This is a genomic window from Ruminococcus sp. RTP21484sp1_RTP21281st1_A8_RTP21281_210402 (assembly GCF_040914025.1).
GTDB classification, from domain to species: Bacteria; Bacillota; Clostridia; order Lachnospirales; family Lachnospiraceae; genus Blautia_A; species Blautia_A faecis.
The window spans coordinates 55,347-72,673 of sequence record NZ_JBCPGE010000016.1; the positions used below are offsets into that span (position 1 = coordinate 55,347).

The 17,327-nt window shown below is 43.0% G+C and carries 20 protein-coding genes and 2 pseudogenes; 4 read left to right on the forward strand and 18 right to left on the reverse strand.

Features of this window, described 5'->3' with window-relative positions:
- Positions 1-250: 250 nt before the first annotated feature.
- The gene (locus AB5170_RS09530) at positions 251-1,030 is read left to right on the forward strand and encodes an adaptor protein MecA (RefSeq protein ID WP_148463156.1); all 780 of its coding nucleotides are present in this window, start codon (positions 251-253) and stop codon (positions 1,028-1,030) included.
- Here AB5170_RS09530 and AB5170_RS09535 read toward each other — a convergent pair.
- Positions 990-1,154 (reverse strand): annotated as a pseudogene (locus AB5170_RS09535) (hypothetical protein); the annotation flags it as partial. The gene AB5170_RS09530 and the pseudogene AB5170_RS09535 sit on opposite strands and share 41 nt — an antisense overlap.
- Between AB5170_RS09535 and AB5170_RS09540 the strand changes: the two are divergent.
- Entirely contained in the window at positions 1,132-1,299 is a 168-nt protein-coding gene (locus AB5170_RS09540) for a DUF6783 domain-containing protein (protein ID WP_368361631.1), read from the forward strand. The pseudogene AB5170_RS09535 and the gene AB5170_RS09540 overlap by 23 nt on opposite strands.
- Here the strand turns inward: AB5170_RS09540 and AB5170_RS09545 are convergent.
- Positions 1,296-1,499 carry a DUF1858 domain-containing protein gene (locus AB5170_RS09545; RefSeq protein ID WP_117851487.1) on the reverse strand — a complete coding sequence of 68 codons (204 nt, stop codon included), beginning with the start codon at positions 1,497-1,499 and terminating at the stop codon, positions 1,296-1,298. The two genes, AB5170_RS09540 and AB5170_RS09545, sit on opposite strands and share 4 nt — an antisense overlap.
- Positions 1,500-1,796: 297 nt before the next feature.
- Here AB5170_RS09545 and AB5170_RS09550 point away from each other — a divergent pair, with 297 nt between their 5' ends.
- Entirely contained in the window at positions 1,797-1,967 is a 171-nt protein-coding gene (locus AB5170_RS09550) for a DUF362 domain-containing protein (RefSeq protein ID WP_118583690.1), read from the forward strand.
- Between the two features lie 69 nt (positions 1,968-2,036).
- Here the strand turns inward: AB5170_RS09550 and AB5170_RS09555 are convergent, their stop codons facing one another.
- From AB5170_RS09555 to AB5170_RS09620, 14 genes and pseudogenes are all read right to left on the reverse strand, one after another.
- Positions 2,037-2,591 (reverse strand): helix-turn-helix domain-containing protein, encoded by a 555-nt coding sequence (locus AB5170_RS09555; RefSeq protein ID WP_148463155.1) that lies wholly within the window; start codon positions 2,589-2,591, stop codon positions 2,037-2,039.
- A 188-nt stretch (positions 2,592-2,779) separates the two neighbouring features.
- The gene (gene dnaB, locus AB5170_RS09560) at positions 2,780-4,108 is read right to left on the reverse strand and encodes a replicative DNA helicase (protein ID WP_118583698.1); all 1,329 of its coding nucleotides are present in this window, start codon (positions 4,106-4,108) and stop codon (positions 2,780-2,782) included.
- A 64-nt stretch (positions 4,109-4,172) separates the two neighbouring features.
- On the reverse strand, positions 4,173-4,622 hold the full coding sequence (gene rplI / locus AB5170_RS09565) for a 50S ribosomal protein L9 (RefSeq protein ID WP_118583688.1): 450 nt from the start codon (positions 4,620-4,622) through the stop codon (positions 4,173-4,175).
- Positions 4,619-6,673 (reverse strand): DHH family phosphoesterase, encoded by a 2,055-nt coding sequence (locus tag AB5170_RS09570; protein ID WP_118583686.1) that lies wholly within the window; start codon positions 6,671-6,673, stop codon positions 4,619-4,621. Before AB5170_RS09570 ends, rplI begins: the two co-directional genes overlap by 4 nt.
- Positions 6,674-6,829: 156 nt before the next feature.
- Positions 6,830-7,096: a 30S ribosomal protein S18 gene (gene rpsR, locus AB5170_RS09575; RefSeq protein WP_118583682.1), complete on the reverse strand. Its 267-nt coding sequence runs from the start codon at positions 7,094-7,096 to the stop codon at positions 6,830-6,832.
- A 42-nt stretch (positions 7,097-7,138) separates the two neighbouring features.
- Positions 7,139-7,591 (reverse strand): single-stranded DNA-binding protein, encoded by a 453-nt coding sequence (locus AB5170_RS09580; protein ID WP_118583680.1) that lies wholly within the window; start codon positions 7,589-7,591, stop codon positions 7,139-7,141.
- Between the two features lie 74 nt (positions 7,592-7,665).
- Positions 7,666-7,953 carry a 30S ribosomal protein S6 gene (rpsF, locus tag AB5170_RS09585; protein ID WP_117851485.1) on the reverse strand — a complete coding sequence of 96 codons (288 nt, stop codon included), beginning with the start codon at positions 7,951-7,953 and terminating at the stop codon, positions 7,666-7,668.
- Positions 7,954-8,062: 109 nt separating this feature from the next.
- Positions 8,063-8,257 (reverse strand): DUF951 domain-containing protein, encoded by a 195-nt coding sequence (locus AB5170_RS09590; RefSeq protein WP_148463154.1) that lies wholly within the window; start codon positions 8,255-8,257, stop codon positions 8,063-8,065.
- 56 nt (positions 8,258-8,313) lie between these two features.
- Positions 8,314-9,042, reverse strand: a complete 729-nt coding sequence (locus tag AB5170_RS09595; protein ID WP_148463153.1) for an NAD-dependent protein deacylase — start codon at positions 9,040-9,042, stop codon at positions 8,314-8,316.
- A gap of 137 nt (positions 9,043-9,179) precedes the next feature.
- Positions 9,180-10,046, reverse strand: a complete 867-nt coding sequence (gene srtB / locus AB5170_RS09600; protein WP_148463152.1) for a class B sortase — start codon at positions 10,044-10,046, stop codon at positions 9,180-9,182.
- 207 nt (positions 10,047-10,253) lie between these two features.
- On the reverse strand, positions 10,254-11,774 hold the full coding sequence (locus tag AB5170_RS09605; protein WP_148463151.1) for an ATP-binding protein: 1,521 nt from the start codon (positions 11,772-11,774) through the stop codon (positions 10,254-10,256).
- Positions 11,771-13,066: a VWA-like domain-containing protein gene (locus tag AB5170_RS09610; RefSeq protein WP_368361621.1), complete on the reverse strand. Its 1,296-nt coding sequence runs from the start codon at positions 13,064-13,066 to the stop codon at positions 11,771-11,773. Before AB5170_RS09610 ends, AB5170_RS09605 begins: the two co-directional genes overlap by 4 nt.
- Before the next feature lie 100 nt (positions 13,067-13,166).
- Positions 13,167-13,610, reverse strand: coding sequence for a hypothetical protein (locus tag AB5170_RS09615; RefSeq protein ID WP_233456014.1), 444 nt, complete (start codon positions 13,608-13,610; stop codon positions 13,167-13,169).
- Between the two features lie 13 nt (positions 13,611-13,623).
- Positions 13,624-13,704, reverse strand: a pseudogene (locus AB5170_RS09620) (DUF6783 domain-containing protein); the annotation flags it as partial.
- A 47-nt stretch (positions 13,705-13,751) separates the two neighbouring features.
- Here AB5170_RS09620 and AB5170_RS09625 point away from each other — a divergent pair.
- Positions 13,752-14,981 (forward strand): 6-phosphofructokinase, encoded by a 1,230-nt coding sequence (locus tag AB5170_RS09625; protein ID WP_368361622.1) that lies wholly within the window; start codon positions 13,752-13,754, stop codon positions 14,979-14,981.
- Positions 14,982-15,254: 273 nt separating this feature from the next.
- Here the strand turns inward: AB5170_RS09625 and AB5170_RS09630 are convergent, their stop codons facing one another.
- Entirely contained in the window at positions 15,255-16,637 is a 1,383-nt protein-coding gene (locus tag AB5170_RS09630) for a uracil-xanthine permease family protein (RefSeq protein WP_368361623.1), read from the reverse strand.
- Positions 16,638-16,782: 145 nt separating this feature from the next.
- Positions 16,783-17,193, reverse strand: coding sequence for an ATP-binding protein (locus AB5170_RS09635; RefSeq protein WP_118583666.1), 411 nt, complete (start codon positions 17,191-17,193; stop codon positions 16,783-16,785).
- Between the last annotated feature and the right edge of the window lie 134 nt (positions 17,194-17,327).

The window sequence follows — 17,327 nt, forward strand, 5'->3', positions numbered from 1 at the left end:
GCACTTTTGAAACATATATTATACAATGAGGAATCAAGATAGCTGATTGTTACTGTTCACTGGTAGTGTTCCGCGAGGTGTTTTTGTGAATATAGTTCACAGAAAACCTGGGAAACCCGGCGCGAAATCATGCGAATGCATGATTTCTGTGCATCGCGAAGTGTGTTGTTATTCGCGAAGTGAGCATTAACAACTGATTATGGTAATCTTTTAATAATAAACACTATTTCCAAGAACAGGATGTGATCATATGAAAATAGAAAAAATCAGTGACAATCAAATCCGCTGTACTCTTACAAAGGAAGATCTGGACAGCCACCAGATCCGTATCAGCGAGCTTGCCTACGGCACAGATAAAGCCAAGAAGCTTTTCCGTGAAATGATGCAGCAGGCTCAGATTGAATTTGGCTTTGAAGCTGATAACATCCCGCTGATGATCGAGGCAATTCCCGTAAACGGTGAAAGTGTCATTCTGATTGTCACCAAGGTAGAGGATCCCGAAGAACTTGACACTCGTTTCTCCAAATTTTCACCATATAAGAAAACCAAGCAGGATACCCTTCATTTCGATGGTGCTGATAATATCATCGATATCTTCCAGAAATTATATGAGGAGACACAGAAAGCAGCCTCTCAGGGAGCTTCTTCCAGTAACAAGGAGGTCAAAGAATCTGGAGCTTCCAGGACTTCCAGAAGTACGGAAGCTTCTGAATCTGTTTCCAATACCCGGAAAGTTTCGGTAAACCTGATACGGCTCTATACTTTCCATACTCTGGATGATGTCATTGCTGCCGCACATGGACTGGATGGATTCTATAAAGGCATCAATACCCTTTACAAGGATGAGAATTCCCTTTACCAGCTGATTGTACATCAATCCTCCTGCACAGCAGAAGAATTCAATAAAGTATGCAATATTCTTTCTGAATACGGCAGCGGACGCGCTTTTACTGCTGCCGGAGAGGCTCATTTAAAGGAACATGGTGAGCTCATTTCCCGCAAAGCCTTGCAGCAGCTTGCAAAAATCTGAAATAAAAAGAATCCTGCCTGCAGGATTCTCCGCCTGACAATTCCAAAATGCCTGCACGCTGCGCAGACATTTTGAACATGCTAGAGCGTGTTTGAAAAATCATTCCCGCAAATTGTGACGCACATCTTGCAGAAAGCCTTTTTCAAACACGCTCTAAAACCTTATTAAAAAGGACTGGCAAATCGCCAGTCCTTTTTATTATAAGTTCGTATATACTCTGTCGGGGTTACCTTCTCAACCGGACCCCCCGTCAAGAAACTATATACTAACGGCCTGCAAGATAATCGTTCAGCTGCTGGATTAAAACATCAGCATCAATTCCGTGTACCATAGCAGCCTCCTCCAGAGATTCCATCTGTGCGGATGGGCATCCTACACATCCCATACCGGATGCCATAAGAATACCAGCCATATTAGGATCTAACTGAAGAAGCTGACCAATCAGCATATCTTTTGTCACCTGTGCCATGATCTGTTTCCTCCTTTTTTATATCGAGTTACTGTTCATGCCTGACCAGCAACTGCTTCTCTCGTAAAAAATTCCCTGCCATTACATCAAAACCGGCAGTAACTCTCCACGTTCCACTATTATAATACCAAATACACATTTACGCAACCGTCACAATTCTAAAATTTTGTTTATAATTTTGTACTTGATATCCTTTGACATATATATTAGAATAGACTCATATCCCAGAAGGGGTTTCTGTTCACTCTGTGACCAGTAATCATAAGGGAACTAAAGAGATTAAAGGAGGATATAACAATGGCATATGTAATTTCTGACGAGTGCGTAAGCTGTGGAACATGCGAGAGCGAGTGCCCAGCAGGTGCTATTTCTCAGGGAGATGATCATTACGTAATCGATGCAGATTCTTGCATGGACTGCGGAACTTGTGCTGATGCCTGTCCTACAGGCGCTATCAGCGAGGGTTGATTTTTCCCACATAAGTGATGATAGCATGAAGGGGAGCTTCCTATGGAGCTCCCCTTTTTCAAACACATTCTACACTCCGTTTTTCTTTTTTCCTTTCTTCTCCGAAGCTGCCGCTGCTTCTCTTCTTGCCATCTGCTGTCTCCTGATGGCTGCATCCAGAGTGCGCCACCTGTCTTCTCCTTCTTTTTGGGCATGAAGCTCCTGAGTAATCAGACGTTCTAATATCTCCTGAAACTCCAGAATCTTTTTATCTGGCTCCGCTTTAAAATTCTGAACATTCTCCAGCAGTTCTTCCCGAAGTGTATCTCTTGTTTCATTCTCTTCTTTTTCTATACTCTCATATTCCAGTAAATGTATTTTATCCTTTTCTTCCGGCACGATTACTTCCATTCCTTCTTTTTTTGTAAGCTTTGGAAGAAGATCATGTATCGCCCGAAGCTGCAAGCCTCTGTTCTTTAGTTCTTTAATGTTCAAAAACAGTTGAATATCATCCTGGGTGTAGCAGCGATGCCCCAGCTCATTTCTGCGAATAGGAAGGGAAAGTTCATCCTCCCAGTAACGAAGGACATAAGATTTCACTCCTGTCAGCTTCACAGTCTCAGCCACGGTATAGCATTTTTCCATACTACCCCTCCTCATGAAATTGTTGCTGTCCACAAAACGAATCGGTTTGGCTGCCAGACAGCATCTGCATGAACAATAGCATAATTCACTGTTTTTATTATAACAAAAGGACTTTCAAATGCAAGAAAAAAAGGTCGACATAACATGCCGGCCTTTTCGAAGAAATACCATAATCAATCAGCATTTCCTTATTTTTTCATATTTACAAACTGTGTATACTGAGGCAGCCATACCAGCTCAACGGTACCAATAGGACCGTTTCTCTGTTTCGCTATAATGATCTCAGCAATTCCCTTTTTCTCCGTATCCTTATGATAATAATCATCACGGTAGATAAACATTACCATATCAGCATCCTGCTCAATAGCTCCCGACTCTCGCAGGTCAGAAAGCATAGGTCTGTGATCCGGGCGCTGCTCTACAGCTCGACTGAGCTGTGAAAGTGCAATGACCGGAACGCTGATCTCACGGGCAAGTGCTTTCAAGGAACGTGAAATATCGGAAATTTCCTGCTGTCTGGAATCAGAATGTCCGCTTCCACTCATCAGCTGAAGATAATCAATCATAATAATTCCAAGATTGTGCTCTAATTTGTATTTTCGGCACTTGGAACGCAGCTCGGAAATGGAAATACCGGGGGTATCATCAATAATAAGATTAGAGCGTCCGATAATATCTGCACCCTCCACCAGCTTGGTCCAATCCTCGTCTTTCAGATTACCAGTTCTCATATTCTGGGAATCCACATGAGATTCCATGGCAAGGAGACGGTTTACAAGCTGCTCCTTGGACATCTCCAGACTGAATATCGCTACCGTAACGTCCTTACGAAATGCCATATACTGGGCAATATTAAGAACGAAAGCAGTTTTTCCCATAGACGGACGGGCTGCGATCAGCACCAGGTCTGAAGCATGCATTCCGGAGGTCTTGTAATCCAGATCCACGAAACCGGTAGGAATACCAGTTACCGTTCCCTTCATCTTGGAAGCTTTCTCAATATTGTTCACCGCATTCAAAACCACCTGCTGGATAGGCACAAACTCATCACTGGAGCGTCTCTGAAGAACATTAAACAATTTCTTCTCCGCTTCCTCCAGGATCATTTGTGTGCCTTCTTTCTCCATATAGCAGGCATTTTCCACTTCCTCATTCACTTTGATCAGTCTTCGAAGGACAGCCTTTTCGCTGACAATATTGGCATAATACTTTACGTTGGCAGAAGTGGGAACTGCAGAAATCAGATCTCTTACATATTCCATACTGCTGATATCTGGTGGAAGTTCCTTCTCCTTCAGACGGTTCTGAAGAGTGATCAGATCCACCGGCTTTCCTTCATTACATAACTCCACCATGGCATCAAAAATAATACCATACTGGCTCTGGTAAAAGTCATCACTTGTAAGAATCTCTGATGCTACCAGAATGGCATCACGGTCCAGGATCATGGAACCAATAACGGACTGTTCCGCTTCAATGCTGTGAGGAAGTATCCTCTTGATCAATGCTTCTTCCATTTCGTAAAAAACATCCTCTCCTGCAGCTTTATGCATTACTGTTTACACTTCTTCACAGTAGCCCTTATGCCTCTTCCTTTACCCATACTTTCAGGCTTCCGGTTACCTTAGGATGAAGCTTAACCGGTACATTTGTTACGCCAAGATTGCGGATCGGGTTTGGAAGTACCAGTTTCTTTTTCTCTATATCGAGATTCAGCTGTTTCTTGGCAGCTTCTGAAATTTCTTTTGTGGAAACAGAGCCAAATGTTCTTCCGCCCTCTCCCACTTTAAGAGTAAGAATAACCTCTTTATCTTCAAGATTCTTGGCAAAAGCTCTGGCAGCTTCTAAATTCTCCTGGGCAACTTTCTCTTCATTTGCCTTCTGAAGCTTCAGATCATTTAAGTTCTTTGGAGTTGCCTCAAGTCCAAGCTTCTTCGGCAGGATCATGTTTCTTGCATATCCGTCACTGACGTTTACAATCTCTCCCTTTTTTCCAAGGGCTTTTACATCTTCCAGTAAAATTACTTTCATTCTTTGAATTCTCCTTCCTGGTATAACTGATCTATAATATCTTTGATCATTTTCTCTGTCTCATCTTCTGTAGCCTTCACCTGGGCTCCGGCAATGTTCAGATGACCTCCGCCGCCCATTCTCTCCATCATAACCTGCACATTGACCTCATCAATGGCACGGGCACTTACATACACCTCATTATTATATGGAGTAAGAACAAAAGAAGCCTTCACACCTGCAATATTCAGAAGCTCATTTGCGGCCTGGGCTCCTACTACTGTAGGACTTTCCAACCCCTCGCTGGGGCATCTTCCTATTGCAAAACAATTTCTGTAAATCTGGGCAGTGCGGACAACTTCCGCTCTTGCCTTATATGCATCAATGTTATCCCGAAGCATTTTGCGGACTCTTGTAATATCTGCGCCATTTCTCCGAAGATAAGCAGCTGCTTCGAAAGTACGCACGCCGGAACGTGTAGTAAAATTATTGGTATCAATTACCATACCTGCATACAGACAATCCGCCTCCAGGCTGCGAAGACGCAGATCCTCGTCAAAATACTGAAGGATCTCGGCAACCATCTCACATGTGGAGGATGCATATGGCTCCACATAGGAAAGTACTGCGTTCTGTATCACTTCACTGCCTCTTCTGTGATGATCCAGCACCACGATCGTCCTGGTCAGATAAAGAAGATCCTGACACTCTGTATAACTTGGTTTGTTTGTGTCCACCACAACCACAACTGTATTATTATCCACAAGATCCTTTGCCTGGGCACAATCTACAAACATGGAAGGCTCATAATCCGGATTATTGATATACCCCGCCATCAACGGACGGATGGATGTGGTCGGATCATTTACTACAATATGGACCGGCTTGCCAAGGGTCTTTCCTGCGCGATAAATACCGATTGCAGCCCCAAGGGCATCTACGTCTGTGATCTTATGTCCCATAACCACAACACGATCCTTGGTGCTCATAAACTCTTTCAGAGCCTGTGCCTTCACTCGGGCCTTTACGCGGGTATTTTTCTCCACCTGCTGGGATTTTCCGCCAAAATAGGCGATGGAATCTCCATTCTTAATTACTACTTGGTCACCGCCGCGTCCAAGAGCCATCTCAATGGCAATACGGCAATATTCATAATTCTGCAGATAGTTTGCGCCGTTCAGACCAATACCGATACTTAGGGTGACTGCCATTTCATTACCAATATTGACCGTCTTAACTTCATCCAAAATATGAAAACGCTGTTCTTTCAATGCTTCCAGGGAACTCTGACGCATGATCAGGAAGTATTTATCCCGCTCCAGCTTGCGTACAAGTCCGTCAAAATTGGAAAAATACTTGGTGATTTTCCTGTCGATCAGTGCGATCAGAAGGGATCTTCTGACTTCTTCCACACCTTCCAGAGCTTCTTCATAATTGTCCAGATATGCCAGGGCAACTACCAGCTTATCATCCTCATTCTTCTGAATATATTCCTGAAGCTCTGTCTCATCATAGAAAAACATTGCCACAAGATTAATGTCTGCATCCACATTTTCCAGAATACGGGCTTCATTTACCACATCTTTCATAGTAACCAGCTGCATGGAAACACGATAGATCCTGTCACCAAAGTTGGTGCTCATCTCTGTGATCTCCTGTTTCTCAGGTACAGGAAGTTTATCCGGTGTGATCTCCGGAAAAATAGTGGTAATGTGCTTGTTATACAGCTGTTCTTTCCCGGTAAGCTCTGCAAATACCTTGTTGGACCAGATCATTCTTCCATTGGTGTCCATAATGGCATAGGGAAGAGCCAGATCATCCAGAAGACGCTTCTCAAGAGATTCATACTGATTGGCAAACGCGATCAGATCATTGAGAATCAGCGGCCTGTGAAAGCGGGTAAGCAGAAGTGCTGCCACAATATATACCACAATTCCAAGTGTAGCAAGAATTCCTGCTTTCACACTTACCATAAAAATAAGAATATCCAGCCATATAAGAAGAATGGTCAGATACAGTGGCCACCTCATGAACTGCTTCATGGATCCCTTGAATTTCAGTTTTTTATTCATAAGTTTATCCTCACTTACAAATCTTCAGGTACCTTTTACATAGTGACAGGCAAAATACGCCTTTGCCAGATAGTATAACAGATTTCTAAGGATTTTTCCATAGAAGATTAGACAGAAAAACCGCCATCCTTCCGGATGGCGGTAAACACTTCCAAATTAGTCCTGGATGTATGGCATCATAGCAAGATGACGTGCTCTCTTAACAGCAACAGTCAGAGCTCTCTGATGTTTCGCGCAGTTTCCTGTGATTCTTCTAGGAAGGATTTTTCCTCTCTCGGAAACATATTTTCTTAATTTTGCTACATCCTTGTAATCGATCTCGTTATTCTCTTTACCACAGAATACGCAAACTTTTTTTCTTCTGCGGCCGCCTCTTCTCTTCATTGGAGAATCTGGTCTTTCGCTTCTATTATTGTAAGCCATGTTGGTTTTCCTCCTGTTTTATTCAGTTCTAAGAGCTAAGCTCTAGTTAAATGGCAATTCCTCGTCAATGCCATCCGGAATGTTCATAAAGCCCTCTGCAGCGGTTCCCGGGTTCGGCATAGATGCCTCCGGTGCACTTGTGCGCGGATGGGAAGCAGCATAACTGTCGCTGGAAGCCTTGCTCTCAGCAAACTCCTGATCTTCCACAACAACCTCTGTAGTGTAAACCTTCTGTCCATCACGGTTGGTATAGCTTCCGGTCTGAATACGACCTGTAACGGCAATCTTCAGTCCCTGACGGAAATACTTCTCAGCAAACTCTGCCGTACGTCCAAAAGAAACACACTGAATGAAATCAGCACTTGCTTCTCCATCGCGACGGAATCTTCTGTCTACCGCTAATGTGTATCTGGCAATTGCCAGTGCATTCTCTCCTGCGGAATATCTTACCTCAGGATCTCTTGTTAAGCGTCCCATTAAAATTACTTTGTTCATTCTTCTTACCTCTCTTAATATACTAAGTGAACGGGCTCTTAATGGTGCTTTCTAAATCCGATTATGCAAAAAGATTATGCGTCTTTTCTGACAACTAAGTATCTTAATACGTTGTCCATGATACGTACATGTCTTTCTACTTCTGCCGGACACTGTGCGTCTGCCTCAAACTGAATAAAGTAGTAGAAGCCTTCATGCATTTTCTGAATCTCGTAAGCTAATTTCTTCTTACCCCATTCTTCAACGTCTGTGATAACGCCATTGTAACGAGTGATGTATCCTTTAGCTTTCTCAACTACTGCATCACGTACTTCGTCTTCAACTTTTGCGCTAACAACTAATGCTAACTCGTACTTGTTCATGCTTGTCTTACCTCCTTATGGTCTGTTGGCCCTTTGCCTGTCAAAGAGCAAGGATATTTTATATATCACGATTTTTGATTCTAACATACTTTTTTCAGGCTGTAAAGCATTATTTTTCCTTTTTTTGAAGATTTTTTGTGTTTTTCTCCACCATCTTCCGCGGTACCATGATCTGGTGTCCACAGCCCATACATTTCAGGCGAAAATCTGCACCTACTCTTAAGATTTCCCATTCCTTGCTGCCGCATGGATGGCCCTTCTTCAATGTAACAACATCTCCAACTTCATAAACAACTGCTGCCATATATAAACTCCTTATTTACCTGCTTCATTTTTGCTTTAGAACCTTTTTCAAGTACACTATTTTTTAACTTTTATCTGGGAAAACACCTGTCCGATAGGCTCCTTGATCAAAAGATCTGCATACCGGTCTCTTGGCGTCGGGGACTTGTTGATCACTACCAGATGTTCTCCAGAAAAGTAATCGATCAATCCTGCCGCGGGATAAACTGCCAGGGACGTCCCTCCTATAATAAGAACCTGCGCCTGGGAAATAGCACGCACAGACTCATTGATGGTGCGGTCATTCAGTCCTTCTTCATAAAGAACCACATCCGGCTTGATAATTCCACCGCAGGAACACCTTGGAACACCTTCCGCAGCTTTCATATATTTGAAGTCATAGGATTTTCCGCATTTCATACAGTAATTCCGGTATACACTTCCGTGAAGCTCCAGTACATGTTTACTGCCTGCCATCTGATGCAGATTATCAATATTCTGGGTGATAACTGCTTTCAGCTTTCCGGCTTCTTCCAGCTCTGCCAGCTTCAGATGAGCAGCATTCGGCTTCGCTGTATCGCATAGCATCTTGTCCTGATAAAAACGATAAAATTCCTCCGGATGACCCATGAAAAAGGTATGACTTAAAATAGTTTCCGGCGGATAATCATACTTCTGATTATAAAGTCCGTCCTGGCTTCGAAAATCCGGGATTCCGCTCTCCGTAGAAACTCCTGCTCCTCCGAAAAATACAATATTATCGTACTGGTCGATCAGCTCCTGAAGTCTTTCCACTTCCTTACTCATGTCCACTCCTCCAATCATTACACTGTACACATTTTACAGTAATATGCTTTCCGATACCTCTCTCAAAGTTCCTCTAACACCCTGCTGAAATCCCCCGACCTTTATGGGTCTGCATGCTTTTTCAAAAAGATCTGGTTCTAATTATCCCCCGTCTGCTTCGTGCTGTCTGATTTCTTCACTACATCCAAAGTATCCACTCTTTTTCCCTGAACCACATAACGGGTAGACTCATTACCGGTACATGTGGAAAGGGTAACGATCTTGTCGTCTACACCCAGTTCACCTGGTGTAGTCTTAACATCAGAATAGGAGACTATTTTATTCATATAATCTACAAACTCCTGTCCAGGTCCCTTAAACAGTGTATATGTATCACTGTTTACCGCTGTGGTGTACGCAGAAATAATCTCATACCGGTAAGTCTTCTCCGGGGTAAAGATCCAGAAATATTTGCTCTTATTGTAAGCAGAATCATCCTTGCTGAAATTCTTCAGCTGTCCAAACATAGTCCCGTTCTTCATATTGTGACCGTATACCAGCGTATTGCAGTCACTGAAATCTGCCTTATTCTCATAATCAATGAAAATAGTTCCGGCAAAATTATAATTCTTCTCATATGTCAGATGAAGATACTGGTCATTGTCAGTTCCCTTTACCACCGGATAGCTGACACCATCAAGTGCCTCCACATAGATCCAGCCGATCACATCTGTATTAATGCTTCGAAGAGAATCAAAATCAATATCCAGCGGGGCCTTCAGAGTCGGTCCGTCTGGTCCTGCTGCTTCCTCACTGTCACTGGTACTGTCCTGATCCGGATCACGCTCTGTCACCGCCATCTGGGCAATCGCATTATACTCATCTGAGCCTTTCTTATACTCTGTATAAATGTGATAAAGATTATATGCTGCATAACAGAATACACAGATTGCAGCGATCAGTACAATTGTGAGAAATACATCACCTGCTTTTTTCTTCTTTTTTGGTTTCTTATCTTCGCTCATGGCAACCTCCTTCTACCAATATTATTCACAAAATCTGAAGTTCCGCATATATAAAACTTTTAAAGTCTCTCTATATTATATAGGCTATAAAATTTTCCTGCAACCTCTGTCTCAGGATTGCGGCGCGAGATCATGCAAAGCATGATTTCGTATTCAGAGTATTATACACGCCATACCTTCAGCATCAGTAATTCCTACATTCTTCACTTAATCTTCCAGCAAATCCCTGCACTCTTTCCTCAGTTCATTTTCTTTTTTGCTGTAAAGCAAAAGTTCACAATGTTTAAAATAAGAAGGACAGCCATACTGAGAGATGAAAATACTGCATCTGTCATCTCCTGTCAGGCCGGTTTCAAACAACAGCAATTCCTGCCCTTCCCCAAAGCATTCTTCCAGAAAAGAAAAGGCTTGTTCCAGCATCTTCTTCGTTTCCTCAAGTTTCTCATTTCGTAATCTGCAAACATTGCCAAACCTTTCGCCGATTTGTTCTATTCCTTCTGCCACGTCAGAAATATGCAGCTCTTTCAACTGGAAAAAATACTCTTCCAGAATTCTGATCTGTTCCTCTTCCCTGGCAGCTTCTTCTGCTGTCAGAAGCTCTGAACAGATTTTCGCATCCAGTGCTTTTCTTCTGGAAACGATAAACTGTTCCATAGCTTCTACGCTGTTCTTTTCCTGCAAAAAAACCTTCAGCAATTTAAGATTTCCGTATAGTTTTTCTGTCTTTTCGTCTGTTTTCTGAAAGGATGAAATTCTTTCTGTCACAGCTTCAAGAAGCATTTCAGTTACAGTAAAGCGTTCTTCAAAAGATGCCTGTTTCCCCATATCGCAACAAGTCTTCAGCTGCCTGGAAGTTACATTTCCATCAAGAATTTCCTGTATCTGATAATCAGATTTATACTTCTCATACAGTCTGTAATAACCGGCAAAATCTCTTGCAATTTCCTCTTTTTGAAGAAATTCTCCAATCAATTCCTCTCCAATTTCAACCTGCAGTTCCTCATAACTTTTCAGGATTTCGGAAAGATCCTCCCAACCTCTGGCGGTCACAAAAAACTTGCCATCTACTGTATTTTCTACCATATAAAAATTCTCTTTTTTAAGGGAAAGATAGGACAAAATTGCGCCATGTATGCCCTTTTCTCCCGCATATTCCAGCCATATATCTGTATCTGCCTGTATGGAAATCTTTCTTACACGATCCAGCGTAACAATGTCAAATTCCCGGACAGATTTGTTGTATGCAGGTGGATTGCCAGCTGCTACAATAATCCATCCCTGCGGTACCTTATGGGTTCCAAAGGTCTTGTTCTGCAAAAACTGCAGCATAGCCGGAGCCAGCGTCTCTGACACGCAATTGATCTCATCTATAAAAAGGATTCCCTCCTTTTTTCCCGTTTGTTCCATGTACTCATACACAGAAGCAATAATTTCACTCATGGTGTATTCTGTTATATCAATTTCCGTACCACCGTAATTCCTGGTGACAATTTTGGGAAGTCCCACTGCACTCTGACGAGTATGATGCGTGATAGTGTAAGCCACCAAGCCCACCTTACATTCGGCTGCAACCTGCTCCATAACAGCAGTTTTTCCGATTCCCGGCGGACCGATCAGAAGGATTGGACGCTGCCGTACCAGAGGATAAGTATAAACTCCATTCCCGTCCTTTTTTAAATAAGCAGCAAGGGTATGGATAATCTCATTTTTTGCGTCTTTGATATTCATATTTTTGTCCTTTCGCCGATAACCAGTTTATAAGCCCAGTCCGGCACAAGTCTCATATTTTCCGTCTTTTTCACAAATACAAAGGCCGTTTCATAATCCGGTTTCTGTCTCGGATAAATCCCATCTCCGTCAGTAAAATAGATCAAAGCCTTCAGATTCCGCAATTCCCGCTTCTCCTGTTCCTTTCTGATCAGTTCAAAAACAGGCCTGAAATCGGTTCCACCCCGTCCCTGTATGGTTATCTTCTGCATATATTCTTTCCATTCTTCCTCTGAATGGATCACCTGGTACCACTGAATACAACAGTCACATTGGACAATATATACTTTCATTTTCTTAAAAAAATTCTCCCGGGTGCTGAGGATCTGGTAGGTCTCTCCAAGGAATCTCCGGACCAGCTCCTTGGAACAGGAACCAGAGGTATCAATGGCGATCACCAATTCCTCCAGACGATTCACTTCTTTGTATTCCAACGGCTCGATCAGCGGCAGATTTCCATATTGCTCCATTCCAAAATTATAAAAAATATAATCAAAGCTATCCTCATCCAATTGGATTTCTTCCCTGGGAAAAGCAAATTTTCGGAGAAATTTCCGATAATCATATCGGCTTTTGTACAGTTCTTCCAATTCCTCTTCTTTACTTCCAGGACTTGCTCCGATCCGATGCTTCTGCCGCTCCCTTCCAAGGGTGGTATATGTAAGAATCTTTTCCCACCTGCTCCGTTTTTGTTCCCTTTTCCATGGATTTACACTCCACAGGGAATGATCATCAAAGGAAAAAAGAGATTCCAGCTCTTCAATATTAAAAGGGAGTTTTTCCTGTTTCAGAAGCTGATAAAGTACCTGTGCAGAGCAATTTCTGCCCTCTATAAATTCAAAAATCCGTCTTCTTTTTTGCAGTTCTTCTGACGGATACTGCCATAAATTTTCCGGAATATTCTGCCAGATCAGAAGCTCCACAGCCAGATCACAAGCCACATTCCACAATCTTTCTTCCATCTTTTTATCAGAAAAAGGATGCTGGTAAAGGCAGTGAAACAACATGTGCAGACAGCCTCTTTTCAGCCTTTCTGGATTCTCTGCCCACGTATAGATCAGAAATACAGGGTCTGCTATTATCCTCTCACCGTCAGTTCCAATTCCATGGTTCCAGGACTGCAAATAGCTCTCATTTCCCATGCTGCGCGGAAACATGTTTGTCTCCACGACCGCCGAAAGGGCTGCTGATGCATAAGAAAAAAATGGAAATCTTGCACAGATTTCACTCCTGCAGATATGCAGGATTTTCATTCCCATTTCCTGGTATTGCCTTTTTTTCTTTATGAAACTGCCTGTATTTTCAGACATTTTTCTTTCTTTATTATCCTGCATAGTTCCGCTTTCTTTCCTGCTAAAGGTCAAATTTTTTCTCTTTATATCCGTATTTCTGATCCTTTAACCTCATCAGCCACACCAGGCTCTCCAGCTTTCGCTCTCTTCTGGCAGTACAGATAAAATTCTCCAGTTCTTCTGCTCCAAACCAGCCAAAACTCTTCAAGAGCTCCATTTTCCCCACATTCTCTTCCCGGATCAAAGCTTCCATAGCAGGGCGGATTCTTCGCTTCAGATACTGGCCATAGGCAGTTTTTTTCTCTTCTTCGCACTCATTTGCTAAAAAAAATCCTTCCAATGCGCAGGCAAGCCGAATCCGCTCCTGTCCTGTTGTCTGGAATTTTTCATACCGCATATCACGCTCTTTTTCCATATATAATCCCAGCTTTCTTGCAGTTTCCCTGCTTCTTATTATAATCCATCCTGCCTTTTCCCACAATCGTATTTTTCTCATTTGCCACATACGCTCTCTCCTGTTATAATAAAAATACCAAAGCGTGTTTTTGAAAAATCATTCCAGCAAGATGCGCGTCACAATTTGCGGTATATTTTGCAGAAAACCTTTTTCAAACAGGCGCTAAGAACAACAGGAGGTTTCATTAAAATGGAAAAAAAGAACTTGATCGTCGGACAATCCGGCGGACCTACTGCAGTTATCAACAGCAGCCTTTATGGTGTAGTTTCTGAGGGCATAAAACAAGAAGAAATCGGACATGTTTATGGCATGATAAACGGTATTGAAGGATTTCTGAAGGGCACCATCCTTGACTTTGAAGAAGCACTTCCCGGAGAAAAGCTGGAATATCTTACCTACACCCCAGGCGCTTACCTGGGTTCCTGCCGCTATAAGCTTCCGGAATCTCTGGAAGATCCGGTATATCCGGAGCTTTTCCGCAAATTTGAGGAGATGAATATCGGCTGGTTTTTCTACATCGGCGGCAACGATTCCATGGATACTGTGAGCAAGCTTTCCCGCTACGCAGCCATGATTGGCAGTGACATCCGCATTATCGGAGAGCCGAAGACCATTGACAATGATCTTGTGCATACTGACCACACTCCTGGATTTGGCAGTGCTGCCAGATATGTGGCTTCCACAGTCCGTGAAATCACCCTGGATGCCAATGTTTATGAGAAAAAATCCGTGACCATCGTAGAGATCATGGGACGTCATGCCGGGTGGCTCACAGCGGCCAGCGCTCTCGCCCGCAAATATACCGGCGATAACCCGCTTCTTATTTATCTTCCGGAAACAGCCTTTGATACAGAAGAATTTTTGAAAAAAACAGAAGCCTGCTTCGAAAAAAACTGTAATGTTGTTGTCTGCGTTTCTGAAGGCATTCATGATAATAAAGGAACTTTTATCTGCGAATATGACAATTCTGTAGGCACCGATACTTTTGGTCATAAAATGCTGGCAGGTTGCGGCAAATATCTGGAAAACCTGGTGCGAAGCCGACTTGGCGTGAAAGCCCGCTCCATTGAACTGAATGTAAGCCAGCGCTGCAGTGCCTCCATGCTCTCTGACACGGACCGCCAGGAGGCCATTACAGCCGGTATTTTCGGCGTTCAGGCTGCACTGAAAGGCGAAACTGGAAAAATGGTATCTTTCATCCGTCAGGAGACCTCTGAGGGCGTTTACCAGATGAGATGTGGACTTGAGGATGTCAATGAAATCTGTAATGAGGAAAAAACCGTTCCCCTTTCCTGGATCAACCAGGACGGTTCTGATGTGACAGAGGATTTCATTCATTATGCACGTCCGCTGATTCAGGGAAATGTAGAGCTGCCTATGGGCGAAGACGGACTTCCGGTCTGCGTATACAGAAAATAACGTTACCAGTGAACAGTAACAAAATAACCACGCCGTTCTGAGTTCAGAGCCGGCAGAAAATCCCCTATACTGTATCATGATTTAAACAGGGCGAAACATATTCTACATGTTTTTCTTGTGGCTCACGAAAAAGAAAAGAACTCCTTTCTCTATAAGATCAGTTAGAGCGTGTTTAAAAAAGGCTCTAACTGATCTTACAGAACAAAGGAGTTCTTACTTTTTCTTTATTTTTCACACAATCAGCAAAAATCCATGATTCCTTCTGCCTTATTCCTAACCATTTCCAAACATCTTATGATCTTCTTCCAGTTTCTCCTGAACCTGGCTGTCATGAATTTTCTCTTCTTTCTCCTCATCCCTAGCCTTGGGCAGGATCAGGTTCAGACAGACTGCTATGATCGTCGCCAGCACAACCGGAGATTTTCCGAAAATGGTAGTCACCCATGCAGGAAGTGTGGCAAGTGCTGCATTTGCCTGGGAAACACCCACACCAAGTGCTGCAGCCAGACCTACAATGGAGGAATTACGGTAATCCATTTCTGCAGAAGCCACCAGCTTCATACCTGTCATAGCAATAGATGCAAATACGGAAACTGTAGCACCACCCAATACGCACTGGGGAATCGTGGTCAAAAGTGCTGAAAATTTCGGAACAAATCCGGCAATTCCAAGAAAAGCAGCTGCCAGCCCCAGAACCCAGCGGTTGATAACCTTGGTCGTGGTGACAATACCAACGTTCTGGCTGTAGGTTGCAGTTGGAAGTCCTCCAAACAGGGCTCCAAGAATATTGGTAATACCATAAGCTACAATACCACCCTGAAGCTCTGAATCCTTTGGCGTCCGGTTCATAGCACCGATGGTAGTTGCAGAGTAGTCACCAATTGCCTGAATCGAATTAATTGCAAAAAGCAGTCCGATGGCTACACATGCAGAAATCTCAAAATGCACTCCGAAATGCAACGGCTGTGGTACCTGGAACACACTTGCCTTGCCCACGCTTGAAAGATCCACCATTCCAAATGGAATGGATACCACATATCCGGCCAGCATACCGATCAGAATAGAAGAAAGCTTCCAGATTCCTTTTCCAAAGTGGTTCAGGGCTGTTACCACAGCAAGGGTAAAGAAAGCCACCAGCCAGTTCTGCCAGGAGCCATAATCCGGATTAGAGGTTCCACCAGCCATGTAGTTGATCGCAGTGGGATACAGGGAAAGTCCGATGGTAAATACCACTGTTCCTGTGATCAATGGAGGAAAAAATACTCTGATCTTTTTTACCATAATGCCCATGATAACGGCAACAACACCGCCTACAATCTGGGCTCCCAAAATGGTGTCGATTCCGTACCCGTCCGCAATGGCCTGCATACTTGGTACATATGCGAAGCTGACACCCATAATGATGGGAAGTCCTGAACCAATCCTGTACTTCTTCCCAATGGGAAAAAGCTGGAGCAAGGTAGACAGCGCAGCAACTACCAGAGCTGCCTGAATAAGAATGACCTGGTCCTTATTCTCAAGCCCTGCTGCGCCTGCCACAATAATGGCAGGGGTGACACATCCCACGATCATTGCAACAACATGCTGCAACGCAAGAGGAAGGGCTTCCTGTATCCGCGGGATACCATCCGTTTCAAAAATACTGCCTCTCTTCATAATATTTTCCTGCTTTCTTTTGTTTTATACAGTATACCAAATAAGGCGTACAAAAACAATTAGGTTGGCTCAAAATATTTGGATGTAATATTCACAAAAAAGCCAGCCTTTTTTTGTAAACATTTATCTGTTTCGTTTTTTTATCTTATGCCAGTTCTTTTTTCATGGTTAAAATATTCTGTCCGTCAACATATTCATAAGAAAGCTCATCCATGGTTTTCTTCACCAGGAAAATTCCAAGTCCGCCAATTTCTCTGTCTTCAATGTCCAGTGTAATGTCCGGATCTTTGTTTTCCAGTGGATTATAAGGGATTCCCTGGTCTATGAAAATCAATGTGATTTTCGGCGGATTATCTTCCATTTCAATTTGTATTGTGGCATTTCCGCTGCCCTTCCCATAAGCATAATAAGCAATATTTCCAAATATCTCATCTATGGCAACATCCAGCTGCATCTGAACCTTCAACGGACATTCCTTTTCTTCCAACACTTCATTTACAAATTCCGTAACTTTATCCACATTCTCTATCTTTGCTTCCACTGTAATACTTTTCAAATTTCACAGCTCCTTTCCCATACGCTACCAAGGCTTCTGTTGCCATCCCGCCTGGTAACCATACCTTTTTTCCTGCACTATGTAAAAAAGAATCCTGCACAAAATACAGAATTCCTTTATTAAATGCGCGCTGA